The following is a 17,291-nucleotide window of genomic DNA, read 5'->3' as shown; positions in this document are numbered from 1 at the left end:
CCGTAGTACGCATTACCGACCCCCGCCGTCTCACCGAGGAGCACCGAAACCACCAGGGATGGATTCCCCGGAGGACAGCGTACGAACAGCCGAGGTGACGGGTCGCCGGTGGCGCGGCATCGTGGTCCCCACGGGTACCCAGCGAGTCACTGCTCAGCGGGAGGCGACACCATGGTGCGGGAGTCGGAGTCCGGGCGGCCGATCGAGCCGGTCTACGGGCCGGATGCCCTGGCGGGCTGGGATCCGGCCGGGAAACTGGGGGAGCCGGGGGCGTACCCGTACACGCGGGGTGTGTACCCGTCGATGTACACCGGGCGGCCCTGGACGATGCGCCAGTACGCCGGTTTCGGTACGGCGACCGAGTCCAACGCCCGCTACCGGCAGCTCATCGCCCACGGCACCACGGGTCTGTCCGTGGCCTTCGACCTGCCGACCCAGATGGGCCACGACTCCGACGCCCCGATCGCGCACGGCGAGGTCGGCAAGGTCGGTGTGGCCGTCGACTCGGTCGACGACATGCGGGTGCTGTTCGACGGGATCCCGCTGGACAAGGTGTCGACGTCGATGACGATCAACGCGCCGGCCGCGCTGCTGCTGCTCCTGTACCAACTGGTCGCGGAGGAGCAGGGGGTGCCCGCGGACCGGCTGACCGGCACGATCCAGAACGACGTGCTGAAGGAGTACATCGCGCGCGGCACGTACATCTTCCCGCCGAAGCCGTCGCTGCGACTGATCGCGGACGTCTTCCGGTACTGCCGGGCCGAGATCCCGAGGTGGAACACGATCTCGATCTCCGGCTACCACATGGCCGAGGCCGGTGCCTCGCCCGCGCAGGAGATCGCGTTCACCCTCGCCGACGGCATTGAGTACGTACGGACGGCCGTCGCCGCCGGCATGGGCGTGGACGACTTCGCCCCTCGCCTGTCCTTCTTCTTCGTGGCCCGTACGACGATCCTGGAGGAGGTCGCGAAGTTCCGTGCCGCCCGCCGGATCTGGGCCCGGGTGATGCGCGAGGAGTTCGGCGCGCGGAACCCCAAGTCGCTGATGCTGCGCTTCCACACCCAGACGGCCGGGGTCCAGCTGACCGCGCAGCAGCCGGAGGTGAACCTCGTCCGGGTGGCCGTCCAGGGCCTCGCGGCGGTTCTCGGCGGCACCCAGTCCCTGCACACCAACTCCTTCGACGAGGCCATCGCCCTGCCGACGGACAAGTCCGCGCGGCTCGCCCTGCGCACCCAGCAGGTCCTGGCCTACGAGACGGACGTGACGGCCACGGTCGACCCCTTCGCCGGGTCGTACGTCGTCGAGTCGATGACCGACGACGTCGAGGCGGCCGTACTCGCGCTGATGCGGCGGATCGAGGATCTCGGCGGGGCGGTCGCGGCGATCGAGCAGGGCTTCCAGAAGGGCGAGATCGAGCGTTCCGCGTACCGCATCGCCCAGGAGACCGACTCCGGCGAGCGGGTCGTGGTCGGCGTCAACCGCTACCGGCTCGACGCGGAGGAGCCGTACGAGCCGCTCCGCGTCGACCCCGCCATCGAGGCGCGGCAGGCCGAACGGCTGGCCGCACTGCGCGCCGAACGCGACCAGGGGGCGGTGGACGCGGCCCTGACCGCCCTGAAGAAGGCGGCCGAGGGCACGGACAACGTCCTGTACCCGATGAAGGAGGCGCTGCGGGCCCGGGCGACGGTGGGTGAGGTGTGCGACGCGCTGCGGGGGGTCTGGGGGACTTACGTGCCGAGCGATACGTTCTGAACTGGGCGATTACTCCGAATGAGTGATCGCGAGCTGAACCTGCGTGCCTCCGGCGACGCTCCTTGCAGAGCGGGCCCCGAAAAGGAGGACGCCATCGCCGTACTGCAGCAGGAGCTGACCCTGGTCGAGGCTGCCGACCAGCTTGCCCGTGCGCTGCCTGGCCACCGCGTGGAGATTCTCCAGGGGAGGCTTACCGTGGCACCGCCACCGGACGGCTCGCACGCGCTGGTGCTGACGAAACTGGGCAGGGAATTCGATCGCGCGGGGATCGTTGCAGCAGGGCACGAATACGTGCAGGGCATCGGCCTCTGACTGCCGACCATGCCCGAGGACTTCGCGATCCCCGACTTCTCCGTCGTCGACGCCGGCTTCCGCGACACCCACGTCACGAAGAACCACTACGCCCCGAACGTCTTCCGCCTGGTCGTCGAAGTGACCTCGTCGAACTGGTCCGACGGCCTCGGCCCCGAGGTCGAGTGCTACGCCCAGGCAGACATCCCTGCCTGTCTCATCGCCGACCGCAAACACGACGAGGTCCTCCTGTACCAGGACCCCGCCGACGGCGAGTACCCCGATCCCGTCCGCTACGAGCGAGGCCAGGCCGTCCCCGTTCCCGAGTCCGTCGGTGTCACCCTCGAACTCTCCGTCGACACTCTCCTCGACGGCGACGACCAGCGAAGGCCGAAGCGGGCCAGGTAGTCCACGACCCCGGTCGCGGTGTCTCCTGCCCAGCCCACGTAACCGTCCGGGCGGATCAGGAACAGCCCCGTTCCGTACGCCTCGTGCGCGGGACCGGCGACGACCCGTACCGACTCGCCGACCACCACCGGCGCCTCCACTCCCAGCGCCAGCAGCGTCCAGTGCGGCCCCCTGAACGCGTCGAAGAGGCGCGCCCCTTCCACCGTCGCGTCCGGGGCGCGGTCGCCGGCGCGCACGGGGCCTCCACCCGCCCGGGTGTCCTGCGTGAGTGACGAGTCCCGGTAGCCCAGGCCGAGTTGGCGGGTCGCGTCGCCGCGCCGGACCTCACCCCGGTGCACGCTCGTCGACAGGCCCAGCATCTGCGCGGCGACGGGGCGGCGTTCCTCCTCGTAGGTGTCGAGCAGGGTGGCCGGGGCGCTGCCGCTCAGGACCGCGCCGAGCTTCCAGCCCAGGTTGTAGGCGTCCTGGACGCTGGTGTTGAGGCCCTGCCCGCCGGCGGGGGAGTGGATGTGGGCCGCGTCCCCGGCGAGGAAGACCCGGCCGGTGCGGAAGCGGTCGGCGAGGGCGGCGCGAGGGCGGAAGTCCGAGGCCCAGCGCACTTCGGTGATGTCCTCGGGGGCGAGGTGGGAGCGGGTGGCGACGACCTCGCGGATGCCGTCGGGGGAGAGGTCGACCGTGCTGCCCTCGGGGAACCGGGCGAGCAGCTGGAAGTCCTCCGTGCCCGCGAGCGGGCAGAGCGCGAGGTAGCCCTCGCCCTCCCCGGCCGGCGGGAAGATGTGCCAGTTGTCGCGGTCCAGGCCGGTGATCCGGAGGTCCGCCACAAGGGTGGGGTAGGGGTCGACGCTCTCGCCGGTCATGGCGATACCGAGGGCCCGGCGGACGGCCGAGCGGCCACCGTCGGCGGCGACGACGTACCGGGCGCGGATCCCGGTGCCGTCCCCGCACCGCACGGTCACGCCGTCCGCGTCCTGATCGAGCCCGGTCACCTCGCGGCCGAAGGCCACCCGCCCGCCGAGCTCCTCCAGCCGCGCGCACAGGATCTCCTGCGTGCGCCACTGCGGGACCATCCACGGCGTGGTGCACGGGGCGTCCTCCGTCGCCTCGGCGGCGTCGAACATCCGGTGCTCGCCGACCCGTCGGCCGTCCTTCCAGATCATCCCGACCGGATAGTCGCCGCCCGCCGCACGGATCGCGTCGAGGACGCCGAGGTCGTCGAACACCTCCATGGTGCGCGGCTGGATGCCCTTGCCGCGGGAGCCGGGGAAGAGTCCGCCGGCCCGCTCCACCACCAGGGCGTCCACCCCGCGCCGGGCGAGGTCGACGCCCAGGGCGAGACCGGTGGGGCCCGCGCCCACGATCAGTACACCGGTGTCCATGACCACTCTCCTTAACGTTGTTAAGTGCCGTTGTTCCCGACCATGCCCTTAACGCCGTTAAGCTGTCAAGTGTGAACACGGAACGCCGAGCGCCTCTCGACCGCGAACGGGTCGCCGACACCGCCCTGAAGCTCCTGAACGAGGTGGGTCTGGACGGCCTGACCCTGCGGGCCATCGCCAAGGAGCTGGACGTCAAGGCACCCGCCCTGTACTGGCACTTCAAGGACAAACAGGCACTGCTCGACGAGATGGCGACGCAGATGTACCGCCGGATGGTCGCCGGCACGCCCCTCGACCCCGACGACACCTGGCGGGACCGGCTGCTCAAGTCGAACCGCGGACTGCGCGCGGCGCTCCTCGGCTACCGCGACGGCGCCAAGGTCTTCAGCGGCTCACGCTTCACCGGCATCGAGCACGCCGAACAGATGGAGGACAACCTGCGCCTGTTCACGGCCGCCGGCCTCACCCTCGCCCAGGCGGTCCGCGCGACCTCGACGACGTACCTCTACACGCTCGGCTTCCTCACCGAGGAACAGGGCGTCCAGCCGCTGCCGGGGGAGCGCCGCGAGGGCTACGACGTCGACGAGCGCGCCCGCCTGATGGCCGACTTCCCGCTGTCGGCCCGGGCGGGCGCGGAGATCTTCCAGGACTACGACCGGCACTTCGAGGAGGGGCTCGCGCTGGTGATCGCGGGGATCGGGCTGCGCTACGGGGTCGACTGAGGTCCGGCGCCGGGGCCGCGCGTCAGCGCACCTTCGCCAACGCCGTCCGCAGCCTCGGTGTCAGCGGCTTCTCCACGAGCCGGTTCAGCAGCCACGCCAGCACCAGCATGGACACGATCGTCAGCGCGAAGGTCGCCGCCGAGGGCAGGCCGAGGCCGATGTGCAGGGCGTGGATCACCACCCAGCCGAGGTGCTCGTGGACGAGGTAGAAGGGGTACGTCAGCGCCCCGGCGACCGTCAGCCAGCGCCAGTTCGCCCAGTGGAACCAGCCGAGCGCGATGGCGGCGACCGCCACGAAGCCGAAGGCCACGACGAGGACGATGCCGAGCGAGGTGCGGTGGGCGAAGGCGTTCGGGTCGGCGGCGTTCCACAGGCTGCGGACCGCGTAGTGCTGTCCGATCAGGAAGCTCACGGCTACGATGCCCCAGGCGTACACGTCCCGCCGGTCGCGGTGCACGAGGTAGAGACCGACACCGCCGATGAAGAACGGGGCGTACTCGGGCATCAACACGACCTCCAGCAGCGGCTGGTGGGCGGCCTGCGCGAGGGCCGCGGCCAGCGTCCAGCCCGCGCAGAACAGGATCACCCGCCGCCGCGAGGCCCCGGGCAGGACGACACAGAGGGCGAACAGCGCGTAGAAGCGGACCTCCGCCCACAGCGTCCAGCACACCCCGAGCACCCGGTCGACGCCCAACGGCTGTTGCAGCATGGTCAGGTTGACCAGGGTGTCACTGGGGGAGAGGGCGTGATAGGCGACCATCGGCAGCGCGAACACCGCGGACACGACGATGACGGCGGCCCAGTAGGCGGGCAGCAGCCGGGAGGCGCGGGAGGCGAAGAACGCCTTCAGGGGCCGGCCCCAGCCGCTCATGCAGATCACGAATCCGCTGATCACGAAGAAGACCTGCACACCGAGGCAGCCGTAGGCGAAATACTCGTGCAGCGTGGGGAACTGTCGGTCCGGTGAACTTCCCCAGGCCGCGGTGACCTCTCCGCCCCGGCCGCCGTAGTGGTAGAGCGCCACCATCAGCGCGGCGACCAGCCGCAGTCCGTCCAGGGCGCGCAGCCGGGATTCCCGGCGGACCGGCCGCGGGGCCGCGGGCGCGTCGGAATCCGGCCGGACGGTCATGCTGGTCACGAAGAAATCCCCTTGGTCGGCGCGCGGGAACTCACGCGGGCACTCGTGCGGGTACTCGCGGCACATTAGTCCGAATCACAGGGTTTTCAGGGGCGTCGAGCCAACGGTTGTCCGGGTGGACTCCGTGAATTCACCTGGACTTCGCCTTCGTTTCCTAACTTTCTCTGGACCTCCCCCCACGTGCTAATAAAGAGCAAATAGCGCACAGCTTCGGCAAAATCAGGAGTGCCATGACGAGGGTCCAGAACAGACGGGCACGTGCGCGCGGAGGGGAGCTCGACGACTGCTTGCGCGCCTGCGCGGTGCACAGCGGCAAACTCGTCGGCAGTGTCGACCGCCGCCGCGTCGAACTCGCCGAGCAGCTGAGGAAGTTGCTCGTCGCCTGGGGCACCGCCTCGACCGGCGCCGCACCGCCCGCCCCGGCCGGTGCCACCGCCCTGCTGAAGCGGGCGGTCAAGGGTGCCGCGACCCCCTCCGCCGGCCTCGGCAACGAACTCCTCGACGCGCTGCTCGCCGTCGCCAACAAGGCGCTGGAGTGCGGCTACGACGACGAGTTGAACCTCGCGCTGGTCATCAGCGACACCGTCCTCGCCCAGCGCAGGAACTCCCGCGCCGGCTGGCGGCTGCGCGCCCGCCTCCTGGAGGTCCTCGGCGAGGAGACCGAGGCGGTGGAGGCCTACGAGCGGTATCTCGCCCTCACCGACGACGACGGCTTCGGCGTCCGGGCCCGGATCGCCGGCCTGCGCGCCGCCCGCGAGACGGAACGGGAACTGCTGAGCCTGCTCGGCCGACAGTGCCCGCGCGCCGAGGAGTTCACCCGCGGCGCCGCCACCGCCGTCTGGGCCGAGGGCCTGGCCGCGCACGCCGTCGGCGACTGGCAGGCCGCCGAACCCCGGCTCGTGGCGGCGCTCCTGATCCAGGCCGCCGAGGACGCCCCGGTCCCCGACCGGCAGGAACTCCTCAGCCAGTACCTCGACCTGCGCACCGCCGAGCCCACCGGGAACGGGGACCTGCCCGCGCTCACCGAGGCCATCGCCCTCTACGCCGAACAGCGCCGCACGCGGATGCGCGGACCGGTCGACGACCCCACCGTCGGCGGCGTCCAGTGGATCAGCCTCGGCGAGTTCCGCAACCGGATCGCCGGCAAGTCGATCTGCCTGATCGCCAACTCCGGGCGGGTCGGCGCCAGTTCGATGGGCGCCGAGATCGACGCGTACGACCTGGTGGTGCGCTTCAACTCGTACCGGATCGACCCGAAGCACACCGGCAGCCGTACCGACATCCACGCCACGATCCACAAGCACGGCTTCAACTGGGACCAGCGGGTCGACACCCGGCTCGTCTTCGGCGGCATCTCCGGCGACTGGAAGTACTCGCTGCGCAACCGCCTGGTCCCCGGCGCCCAGACCTGCCTGGGCGACGAGTCGCTGCGCTGGCCCGTGCGCAACATCGGCAAGCTCGGCACCGACGTCTGGTCGGGCATCCCGACCACCGGCTTCAACATGCTCTTCCTGCTGGACTTCCTCGACGTCAGCCCGACCCTCGACCTGATCGGCTTCGACTTCTACGAGAGCGGCGCCTACCGCGTCCAGGAAGCGATGAAGCTGGCCATCACCTCCGTGCACGAATACACCAGCGAGAAGGCATGGGTCATGCAGCGGGCCCAGAGCGTGACCGACATGAGGATCTCCCTACGATGACCACGACCTCCCTGACCGGGGCCACCGCCCCCCTCGCCCCGGCGACCGACGCGCACGCCCTGACCGGCAAGCGCCGTATCGCCTTCGCGAGTTACGTCGACGAGAACTACCTCCCCGGCTTCCTCGTCCTGCTGCGCAGCCTCGCCCTGTCCAACCCGGGCGTGTGCGAGGACTTCGTCGTCCTCTACGACGACCTGCGCCCCGGCTCCATAGCCAGGATCCGCGACCTGCACCCGCGGATCGTGCTGCGCCGGGTCGATGACACCCACTACGACGCGTACAAGAAGGGCGACCAGGACAACTACCTGGTCCGCAAGGCGTACTTCATCCTCGACGTCTTCCGGCTGCGCGAGTACGACACGATCATCACGCTCGACACCGACATGGTCGTCCTCGGCGACCTGAGCGAACTGCTGGAGCTGCGCGAGGGGCTGGCCGCGGTCTCGCAGTTCTTCTACGGCCAGCACAAGCTCAACTCGGGCCTGCTGGTCATCCAGCGCGAGTACCTCTCCGACGCGTTCTGCGCCAGGCTCGACGCCACCGGCCGCAGCGGCGACTACGAACTCGACAAGCACGACCAGGGCATCCTCAACGCCGTCCTGGACGGCGACTTCGTGCGCCTGGACCCGCGCTACAACTTCGTCAAGCGGCGCCTGTCCGGCGACCTCCCGGTCCCCGAGGACACCGCGATCCTGCACTTCACCGGCCGCCACAAGCCGTGGCAGGGCGGCGAGGCCGGCTACAGCCAGGCCGAGGACCGCTGGCGCGAGTTCGACCTGGACGACGCGGACTTCCACGCCGAGTACCTCGCGAAGCAGGGCGGCCTCCACCACGACCTGCTCGTCCACTACGGCACCCCGCACGTCGCCCGCACCTCGGACGTCGAGGTCGCCCGCAAGGTCGCCGCCGCGCACATCTCGACCGGCGACTACCAGGACGCCGTGGACGTCCTGAGCAGCGTGCGCATCCCCCTCGACGCGGCCTGGCCGCACGAGGTCCTCGGCCACGCCCTGATGAGCGTCTCCCGCTACGACGAGGCGAAGGCCCAGCTACTGCTGGCCACCGCCGCCCCCAACCGGGCCGCCACCGCCTACGCCCGCCTCGCCCAGATGGCCTGGGTGCACGGCGACAACGCCGAGGCCCTGCGGCACGCCACCGCCGGGCTCGCCGTCGACATCACCCACCGCTCCAGCCGGCTGTGGGCGCAGCGCGCCTCCGGCCTGCCCTCCCAGGAGCGGGGCGCCGCCGAGGAGCAGCTCGCGCACGTCGCGTTCTACATGGACCGGCAGGGCAACGCGGGCGACAAGCTGCTCCCGGAGACCGTCCGGCTCGCCTTCGGCCCGGACACCACCTCCCGCCGCTGGCACTCCGTGCACGCCCACCGGCTCTTCGACGAGGCCGCCCTGGAACGCGTCAACGCCCGCCGCGGCCTGGTCATCGGCGGCGGCGGCCTGTTCATCCCGGACACCATGCCCAACGGCAACAGCGCCTGGCAGTGGAACGTCCCGGACGAGCTGCTGAACCGCGTCGACGTGCCGATCGCCGTCTTCGCCGTGGGCTTCAACGCCTTCGACGGCCAGTCCTACCGGGCGGGCCGGTTCCGGGACTCGCTGCGGCTGCTCGTCGAGAAGTCCTCCTTCTTCGGCCTGCGCAACCACGGCTCGATCGAGAAGGTCCGGGCCATGATCCCGGACCACCTGCACCACAAGGTCCGCTTCCAGCCCTGCCCCACCACCGTGATGCGACAGCTCGTCGACGGCTGGCAGGACCCGGCGACGCGCGACGACACCATCCTGATCAACGCCGCCTACGACCGCGCGGGGCTGCGCTTCGGCCACGACTACGGCTACTTCCTGGCGCAGATGGCCCAGGCCGTACGGGACCTGGGCGAGCTGGCCGAGGTGAAGTGCGTGGCGCACTCGCTCGACGACGAGAAGATCGCCTTCGACCTGCGGCGCGAGCACGGCATCTCGCTCCCCGTCATCCCGATGTACGACTTCGACAACGACGAGATCCGCGACCTGTACGCGCGCACCAAGCTGGTGATCGGCATGCGCGGCCACGCCGGGATGATCCCGTTCGGCGTCGGCACACCCATCATCAGCCTGATCTCGCACCCGAAGATGGCGTACTTCCTGCGCGACATCGAGCGCCCCGAGTGGGGTGTCTCGGTGCACGACCGCCACCTCGCCGCCCGCCTGGTGGAGCGCGCCAAGGAGCTCCTCGCCGACCACGCGGCGACCGTCGCCGACGTGCACGGCCGGCAGCGGGAGCTGTGGAAGGCCACCGAGGCCAACGCGGCCGACCTGCGGGCCATCCTGGGCGGCTGACACGGGGGTGGTCGCCCCGGCTGACGCGGGGGCGACCGCCCCGCCTCGCCCCCTGCCCGCCTCACCCCCTGCGGAGCAGCCGCCCGAGCCGGGTCACCGGCGACACCCGGGCGGCTGCCCCGCGGTCGGCCCCGTGGGCCTCGGCGGCCTTCCGCAGCTGCTCGAAGTGGTCGGCGCGGGTCCGGCTCAGGTACGCGTCCGAGGTGAGGGGCTTCGCGATCGACCAGGCCCGCCGGTGCTCGCCCGCGTAGTGGGCGACGTACGCCTTGGACAGTTCCAGGACGGACTTGAAGGGGATGCCGCCGGTGTGGTCGCGGTCGACGCGGTCCTGCACGGCGGAGATCAGGGCGAGCTTCTCGTCCAGCGTGTACGCGTCCTCCGAGACGGACCTCAGGACGTTCCCGGGGATCGGCCGGGTCACCTCGAAGGCCAGCGTGGAGCGGATCGGCGGCCCCGCGATCTCGATGTACGGCAGCAGGGCGCCCGTGCTCCAGTGCAGCCACGGCAGCCGCGGGCCCGCGAAGTCCTGGTGGAGGACGACCGAGCCGGGCCCGAGCCGGGTCAGGAAGCGCTCGGAGACACAGCGGAAGACCCGGGCCGTCTTGGCGATGTCGATGTGCAGGAACTCGACCGGCGTGGTGTCGTCCGGGTCGGAGGTCTGCCAGAGGTCGCCGGCGTGGATCTCCAGGAACGGCAGGAACGGCTCCAGGCGGCCACGGAAGTCGTTCAGGAACGAGTTGTCGTCCGCCGGCCGGTGGCCGGCCGTGAAGAACTTCTCCGAGGCGAAGGTGCCCTTGCCGACGCGGAAGAAGTCGTACGCGTGCAGCCGCCCCGTCCGCTCGTCGAACACCGGGCTCTCCTTGAGGCCGAGCGCCAGGGCGTACGTCGATCCGCCGCCGCCCGAGCCCAGTTCGACGACGCGGCCCTCGCCCGACAAGGTGTGGCGCCCGACGAGGTACAGGAACTGCAGCTCCCAGGTGCTGCACTGGGTGTAGGGCAGGTCGTCGGGCAGGTGGACGCTGTCGAACATCGAGTAGAGCCGGCCGAGCTTCGTCATGAGTGCCTCACGGGATTCGGATGCGGTGCCCGTGATCCTAGAGTCACGAGCACCGCATCACCATGGAATCAGTGGGGTCGCTGGATGGTTTCCCTCTGTTTCCTCGGCTTTAGCCGGGGGTTCATCCCTGAGTCGCTCAGCGCTTCCCCGCCGTCCTCAGCGCTTCACGGCCTTCTTCAGCGCCTTCGCCCGCCGCACGATCCGCCGTGCCGTCGCGTTGCGCGGCAGGAACGCCAGCTTCTCCGGGATACCGCCGGGCAGCCCCAGCGCGGTCAGCCGCTTGCGCTTGAAGTAGCGCTGGGTGCGCGGCCCGAAGTGCTGTGCGAGATAGCCCTCCGCCGCCGGGCGCAGCCCCGGGTGGATCTGCGGCTGCATGGTGAAGCCGACCGCGGTGACCAGACCGTTCAGCTCCTCGGCGGGCACCGGGTCCTCGCCCTCGCGGGACTCCAGGTCCGCCAGCACCGCGTCCGCCAGGACCGCCGGGACCCGGTTGCTGTTCTGGTACGGCGTCAGCCGCTCCAGCAACGGCCGGGTGCCGATGCGGGCGACCGGGAGGTCGTAGAACGCGGACGCCGTGAACAGGGCCGTGGAGAAGCAGCCCACGACCAGACCCGGGAGGGTCTGCTCGAACAGCACCTCGGCGAGCACCGGAGTGTCCAGCACCGTGAGGTCGACGCCCAGTTTCCCGGCCTCGGTCTCCAGGGCGCGGCTGTAGCGGGCCGGTGCGGTGGGGTGCGGCTTGAAGACGATCGAACGGTGACCGCGCTCGACCGCGCCCCGCATCATCCGCACATGCAGGTCCTCCTCCTCCTGGGCGGAGAGGATGTTCAGCGCGGACAGGTACTGGCCGAGCAGCAGCGCCGCGTTCTCCGGGAGGACCGGCAAGTCCGCCACGGACGCGGAGAGTTCACCCATCACCTTCAGGAACGCGGACGTCGGCACGACCACCGCGGGCACGTCGAACTCGGTGAGCAGCATCGGGACCAGCCCCGGCACCAGGTCCAGGTGCAGCAGCCGGGTCACGCGGGTCCCGACCAGCGGGTCGAGCTTGTTGCGCGTGGGGCCGTAGCTCATCAGGCCGTCGGCGTAGACGTCGACGGGCGCGCCGGTGAACAGCTGGGCCAGCGTGAGCGCGGGGGTGACCTGGATGGACTCCAGGACCAGTTCGACCCGGTCGTCGCCGAGCCCCCACAGCAGGCGCAGATAGCGCTCGAAGAGCGGGACGTCGTCCGGGCGCGGGGTCCAGGCGCCGGGGTGGAAGGGGTGGATGGCCTCGTTCCAGGACAGCACCTCGTCGAAGTGGCTGCGCAGCGGCTCGAAGCCCGGCATCTCGTCGAGCGCCCAAGTGGTCTCCGGGGCCGCGGAGTTGTTGAAGACCAGCAGCACCCGGCGGTCCGGCTCGGCGAACAGGTCGGAGTCGATCGCGGCGGCCAGGGTGGCCGCCCCGTACAGCGTCGAGGCGCAGAAGATCTGCGTGGTGCGCGGGTTGGCGGTGGTACGCGGGTCGGTGGCGGACATCAGGCGGCCGCCTTCGCTGTGCCGACCCGGCGGCGCAGCCGCCGCAGCCTGGCGGATCGGCGCATGTCCATGGTCTCCAGTACGTCACCGAGCGCGCCCTGCGGCAGGCGCTGTATGGCCGCCGCGCTCCTCGTCCGCAGCTCCTTGGCCACGGCCGGCTCCCACTTGGCCTCGTCGGCGAGATGGTGGGCGATGATCGCGCAGTAGGTGCGCACCGCCTTGGGGAGCAGCCGGACGGCGTCCGGATCCGCCGCCGTCTCCTCGACCACCTGGTCGAAGGCGCGGATGAAGTCGAGCTGGCGGGCGTCGCCGATCTGGGTCAGCGAGGAGGCGACCCCGCGCCGGTAGAACACGCCCAGCAGGCTCACCACGGAGAACGACTGCGCCTCGCGGTGCAGCTTCCAGATCCACGGCCGGTCCTCGGCCGTCCGCAGCCCGTCGGTGAAGTGCAGCAGACCCTTGTCGAGGAGGCGCCGGTGGTAGGCCCCGGCCCAGGCGTAGGCGTAGTCCACGGAGGTCGTCCGGTCCGCGGGCAGGATCGCCTCGCGCGGGTTCAGCACCTCCCCGCGCCGCCCCACCGGGGCCCGCTGCACGGTCCGTGCGCGGGCGGTGGCCTGCACATGGTCGGTGCGGACGAAGTCGCAGCCCAGCCCCTCGATCGCCGCCACCAGTTCGGCGAGGTGACCGCGGGCCAGCCAGTCGTCGCCGTCCAGGAACGTCAGGTACTCGCCCCGCGCCGCGTCCAGACCGGTGTTGCGCGCGGTGGCGAGCCCGCCGTTCTCCTCGTGGCGGATATATCTGACCTGGGCGACATCCGAAAGCTCGTCGGCCGCGCGTTCGAGAATGGCCGGGGTGGCGTCCGTCGATTTGTCGTCGACCAGCACGAACTCGAAGTCCGGCCGGGCGTTCATTCGAAGGCTTCTGAGAGTGTCCGGGGCGAATTGCTGCACGTTGTAGAACGGCACGATCACGGAAAGCTTTGGCACCTGCGAAACCCTAGGAGCCGGTCCGGCAGCAGAACCGTACGATGCCCGTACGGGGGGTGAACTCCATGTGTCGGAACGGTGCATCCCGTGTACTTTCCGCTTTCCGGCGGGCCAGTTCGGCTCTCGGTGGGCTGTTGTTAACTTTTCGTTGATTCCCGGTTGGGCCGCACCTAGGAATTGCTTCCTAGCGTCTTCCTCGTGCCACCAAGCCCCTCAAGTACGACCACCCCGCGAATCGCCGTCCTCGCGGACTCGGACACCCGCTGGAAATGGGGTGCGCTGACCGCGGACCGCATAGCGCCGGGCCCGTCCATGGAAACCGCACCGTGTGACGCCGCGCAAGCCGGCCCCGCCCTGAGCGGATTCCTGCTGCGGGGCCGGTCCACCCCCACACCCCGCCAGCTGGCGGAGGTGGGGGTGCGCACCGACTCGCTGCGCGAGGTCACGGCCGTCGAGTTCCTGCGGGCCATGGCCGAGGAGGAGTACGACGTCGTCGTCATCGCCCTCGTCGGCGGCGGCGTCCAGGCCATGCTGCACGGCCTCAAGCGGGCCTGGGAGGGCCGCGAGAGGCGCCCCGTCGTCGTCACCGGCTATGTCGGCGTCGTCTACGAGAAGCTCGCCGACGGCCTGCTGCTGCGGCACGGAGCCGACCTCGTCCTCGCCAACTCCCGCCAGGACGCCGACCGGTTCCGTGCGGTGTACGAGGGAGTGGGCGCCGACGCCTCGTCGGTGACCGAGGTGGCACTCCCGTTCCTCGGCGGAGCGGCCTACGAGGGCGAACACGACCCGTACACCGTGGTGTTCGCCGCCCAGCCGTCCGTCCCGGACAACCGCCGGGACCGGGCGTACCTGCTGGAGCGCCTGGTCCGGCACGCGAAGCTGCACCCCGAGCGCGAGGTGCTGCTCAAGCTGCGCTCCAGGCCCGGCGAACACACCACGCATATCGAGGAGTTGCCGTACCAGAAACTGGTACAGCGGCTCGACCCGCCGGCCAACTTCCGGATGGTCTACGGCCACATGGGCGAGGTCCTGGACCGGACCGACCTGCTGGTGACCGTCAGCTCCACGGCCGCCCTGGAGTCGCTGCACCGCCGGATCCCGACCGTGGTCCTCACCGACCTCGGTATCCGCGAGGTGCTCGGCAACCACCACTTCGTCGGCTCCGGCTGCCTCGCCTCCTGGGACCGGCTCGACGCCGGTCACCGGCCGGAGCCCGAGGCCGGGTGGGTGGCACGGCAGGGTGTCGCCGCCGGGGGATCCGCCTCCGGGGGAGGCTCGTACGCCCACGCCTTCGACACGGCCCGCGAGCGCATCGCCGAGCTGCTCGACCGGCCCGGCGGCCTGCCGCCCCTCACCCCGTACTACACCCCCGCGACCGCGCCCGGCTATCTGCCCGGCATCCTCGCCCGCCACCACCTCGGCCCGGACGGCAGCCCGTTGCCCGGGGCCCCCGCCGCCGACAAGGAACCCGGCCCGGTCCGGCAGATCGTGCGCCGGGCGGCGCGCGGCGCCTACCGGCACGGCGTGCAGCGGGTCGCCCCCGTCATCCGACGGATGGGGGAGCTGTGAGCCCTCAGACCCCGGCATCCGACCTGCCCTGCGCGGCCGACCAGTCCCTCGCGGACCGAAAGTCCCTCGTGGACGGTCCGGCCCCCATAGGCGGCCCGGTCCTCGCAGGTGGCCCGGCCTCCCTGGGCGGCCGGCCCCTCTCGGACCGTTCGGTCCCCGCGGACCGCCAGACCCTCGCAGGCGGCCCGGCCGCCACCGACTGCCCGGTCCCCGCTCAAGGAGTAGATCCCATGTCCCATCCGGAAGCGGGCCAAGGCGCCTCGGTGCGCCGGGTGCTCGCGGTGATTCCCGCACGCGGCGGCTCCAAGGGCGTGCCCGCCAAGAACCTCGCCCCCGTCGGCGGTGTCCCGCTGGTGGCCCGCGCGGTCCGCGAGTGCCGCGCCACCCGCCTGGTGACGGACGTCGTGGTCTCCACCGACGACCAGGCCATCGCCACCGCGGCCCGCCAGGCCGGCGCCGAGGTCGTGCTGCGTCCCGCCGCCATCGCCGGCGACACGGCGACCTCCGAGGCCGCGGTGCTGCACGCCATGGACACCCACGAGGCCCTGCACGGCGCGGTCGTCGACGTGGTGCTGCTCGTGCAGTGCACCAGCCCCTTCATCGTCCGCGAGGACGTGGACGGGGTCGCCGCGGCCGTCGTCGAGAACGGCGCCGACACGGCCGTGACCGTGGCCCCCTTCCACGGCTTCGTCTGGCGGGACGGCGACGACTCCGGTGACACCGACGGCGGGCACGGCGTCAACCACGACAAGTCCTTCCGCCCCCGCCGCCAGGACCGCCCCCAGGACCTCCTGGAGACCGGCGCCGCCTACGCGATGGACGCGGCCGGCTTCCGCGAGCACCGCCACCGCTTCTTCGGCCGCACCGACCTCGTGCGCACCGACCCCGCCCGGGTGCTGGAGATCGACGACCAGCACGAACTGGCCCGCGCCCGGGCCCTCGCGCCGCTGTTCGACGCGGACCGCCCCGGCGCCCTCCCGACCGCCGCCGACATCGACGCGGTCGTCCTGGACTTCGACGGCACCCAGACCGACGACCGGGTGCTGATCGACGCCGATGGAAAGGAGTTCGTCTCCGTGCACCGCGGAGACGGCCTCGGTATCGCCGCGCTGCGCGACAGCGGCCTGGACATGCTGATCCTCTCCACGGAGCAGAACCCGGTCGTCGCCGCCCGGGCCCGGAAGCTCCGGCTCCCGGTCCTGCACGGCATCGACCGCAAGGACCTCGCACTGAAGCAGTGGTGCGAGGAGCAGGGCATCGCGCCGGAGCGCGTGCTCTACGTCGGCAACGACGTCAACGACCTCCCCTGCTTCGCCCTCGTGGGCTGGCCGGTGGCGGTCGCGAGCGCCCATGACGTAGTCCGCGGCGCCGCACGTGCGGTCACCACCGTCCCCGGTGGCGACGGCGCGATCCGAGAGATCGCCAGCTGGATCCTCGGCCCCTCTCTCGACTCCCTCAACAAGTAAGGACAGTTCCTGCCATGAGCACCAACTCCCGCCTGCGCACGTTCGGTTCGAAGACCGCCGGCCCCGGCCACCCCGTCTACGTCGTCGGCGAGATCGGCATCAACCACAACGGTGAGCTGGAGAACGCCTTCAAGCTGATCGACGCCGCCGCCGAAGCCGGCTGCGACGCCGTCAAGTTCCAGAAGCGCACCCCCGAGATCTGCACCCCGCGCGACCAGTGGGACATCGAGCGCGACACCCCCTGGGGCCGGATGACGTACATCGACTACCGCCACCGCGTGGAGTTCGGCGAGGACGAGTACCGCCAGATCGACGAGTACTCCAAGAGCAAGAACATCGACTGGTTCGCCTCCCCGTGGGACACCGAGGCCGTCGCCTTCCTGGAGAAGTTCGACGTCCCCGCCCACAAGGTGGCCTCCGCGTCCCTGACCGACGACGAGCTGCTGCGCTCCCTGCGCGACACCCACCGCACGGTCATCCTCTCCACCGGCATGTCGACGCCGAAGCAGATCCGGCACGCGGTCGAGGTCCTGGGCAGCGACAACATCCTTCTCTGCCACGCCACCTCGACGTACCCGGCCAAGGCCGAGGAACTCAACCTGCGGGTCATCAACACCCTCCAGGCCGAGTACCCGAACGTCCCGATCGGCTACTCCGGCCACGAGACCGGGCTGCAGACCACGCTGGCCGCGGTCGCCCTCGGCGCCACCTTCGTCGAGCGTCACATCACCCTCGACCGCGCCATGTGGGGCTCCGACCAGGCCGCCTCCGTCGAGCCGCAGGGCCTCACCCGCCTCGTCCGCGACATCCGCACCATCGAGGCCTCCCTCGGCGACGGCGTCAAGAAGGTCTACGAGTCCGAGCTCGGCCCGATGAAGAAGCTGCGCCGCGTCAGCGGTGTCGTCGCCGAGGCGGAGATCGCGGCGGCGGCGGGCGAGCCGGTCTCGGTCTGAACCACCTCCGGATCCTCCTACGACG

The 17,291-nt window shown here is 71.0% G+C and carries 14 protein-coding genes; 9 read left to right on the top strand and 5 right to left on the bottom strand.

Features of this window, described 5'->3' with window-relative positions:
* Positions 1-171: 171 nt before the first annotated feature.
* The 3 genes from ACZ5VD_RS36525 to ACZ5VD_RS36515 are packed head-to-tail and all read left to right on the top strand — an operon-like array spanning position 172 to position 2,451.
* Positions 172-1,752: an acyl-CoA mutase large subunit family protein gene (locus ACZ5VD_RS36525; protein WP_468684771.1), complete on the top strand. Its 1,581-nt coding sequence runs from the start codon at positions 172-174 to the stop codon at positions 1,750-1,752.
* A gap of 18 nt (positions 1,753-1,770) precedes the next feature.
* Positions 1,771-2,064 carry a hypothetical protein gene (locus ACZ5VD_RS36520; RefSeq protein ID WP_468684769.1) on the top strand — a complete coding sequence of 98 codons (294 nt, stop codon included), beginning with the start codon at positions 1,771-1,773 and terminating at the stop codon, positions 2,062-2,064.
* A gap of 9 nt (positions 2,065-2,073) precedes the next feature.
* Complete coding sequence (locus ACZ5VD_RS36515; RefSeq protein ID WP_468684767.1) at positions 2,074-2,451, top strand: Uma2 family endonuclease; 378 nt, start codon at positions 2,074-2,076, stop codon at positions 2,449-2,451.
* Here the strand turns inward: ACZ5VD_RS36515 and ACZ5VD_RS36510 are convergent.
* Entirely contained in the window at positions 2,337-3,827 is a 1,491-nt protein-coding gene (locus tag ACZ5VD_RS36510; protein WP_468684765.1) for an FAD-dependent oxidoreductase, read from the bottom strand. The two genes, ACZ5VD_RS36515 and ACZ5VD_RS36510, sit on opposite strands and share 115 nt — an antisense overlap.
* Before the next feature lie 71 nt (positions 3,828-3,898).
* Between ACZ5VD_RS36510 and ACZ5VD_RS36505 the strand changes: the two genes are divergently transcribed.
* The gene (locus tag ACZ5VD_RS36505) at positions 3,899-4,549 is read left to right on the top strand and encodes a TetR/AcrR family transcriptional regulator (protein ID WP_468547465.1); all 651 of its coding nucleotides are present in this window, start codon (positions 3,899-3,901) and stop codon (positions 4,547-4,549) included.
* A 22-nt stretch (positions 4,550-4,571) separates the two neighbouring features.
* Here ACZ5VD_RS36505 and ACZ5VD_RS36500 read toward each other — a convergent pair whose 3' ends face one another.
* Entirely contained in the window at positions 4,572-5,678 is a 1,107-nt protein-coding gene (locus tag ACZ5VD_RS36500) for an acyltransferase family protein (RefSeq protein WP_468684822.1), read from the bottom strand.
* A gap of 239 nt (positions 5,679-5,917) precedes the next feature.
* Between ACZ5VD_RS36500 and ACZ5VD_RS36495 the strand changes: the two genes are divergently transcribed.
* Complete coding sequence (locus tag ACZ5VD_RS36495) at positions 5,918-7,387, top strand: glycosyltransferase family 29 protein (RefSeq protein ID WP_468547464.1); 1,470 nt, start codon at positions 5,918-5,920, stop codon at positions 7,385-7,387.
* A complete protein-coding gene (locus ACZ5VD_RS36490; RefSeq protein ID WP_468684763.1) occupies positions 7,384-9,717 on the top strand; it encodes a glycosyltransferase in 2,334 nt (777 codons plus the stop codon). Before ACZ5VD_RS36495 ends, ACZ5VD_RS36490 begins: the two co-directional genes overlap by 4 nt.
* 61 nt (positions 9,718-9,778) lie before the next feature.
* On the opposite strand, the gene ACZ5VD_RS36485 is transcribed toward ACZ5VD_RS36490, so the two are convergent.
* From ACZ5VD_RS36485 to ACZ5VD_RS36475, 3 genes are all read right to left on the bottom strand, one after another.
* Entirely contained in the window at positions 9,779-10,774 is a 996-nt protein-coding gene (locus ACZ5VD_RS36485; protein ID WP_468684761.1) for a hypothetical protein, read from the bottom strand.
* Positions 10,775-10,930: 156 nt separating this feature from the next.
* A complete protein-coding gene (locus tag ACZ5VD_RS36480; protein WP_468547461.1) occupies positions 10,931-12,292 on the bottom strand; it encodes a polysialyltransferase family glycosyltransferase in 1,362 nt (453 codons plus the stop codon).
* Positions 12,292-13,278 (bottom strand): glycosyltransferase family 2 protein, encoded by a 987-nt coding sequence (locus ACZ5VD_RS36475; protein ID WP_468547460.1) that lies wholly within the window; start codon positions 13,276-13,278, stop codon positions 12,292-12,294. Before ACZ5VD_RS36475 ends, ACZ5VD_RS36480 begins: the two co-directional genes overlap by 1 nt.
* A gap of 234 nt (positions 13,279-13,512) precedes the next feature.
* Here ACZ5VD_RS36475 and ACZ5VD_RS36470 point away from each other — a divergent pair, with 234 nt between their 5' ends.
* From ACZ5VD_RS36470 to ACZ5VD_RS36460, 3 genes are all read left to right on the top strand, one after another.
* Positions 13,513-14,847, top strand: a complete 1,335-nt coding sequence (locus ACZ5VD_RS36470; protein WP_468684820.1) for a DUF6716 putative glycosyltransferase — start codon at positions 13,513-13,515, stop codon at positions 14,845-14,847.
* Positions 14,848-15,077: 230 nt separating this feature from the next.
* Positions 15,078-16,313, top strand: coding sequence for a cytidylyltransferase domain-containing protein (locus ACZ5VD_RS36465; RefSeq protein ID WP_468684758.1), 1,236 nt, complete (start codon positions 15,078-15,080; stop codon positions 16,311-16,313).
* 14 nt (positions 16,314-16,327) lie between these two features.
* Positions 16,328-17,266: an N-acetylneuraminate synthase family protein gene (locus tag ACZ5VD_RS36460; protein WP_468547458.1), complete on the top strand. Its 939-nt coding sequence runs from the start codon at positions 16,328-16,330 to the stop codon at positions 17,264-17,266.
* Positions 17,267-17,291 lie beyond the last annotated feature (25 nt).

Source organism: Streptomyces sp. NPDC032822 (assembly GCF_055578825.1).
The sequence above is the reverse complement of the archived record's forward strand: the minus strand, read 5'-3'. Positions and strand labels throughout refer to the sequence as shown.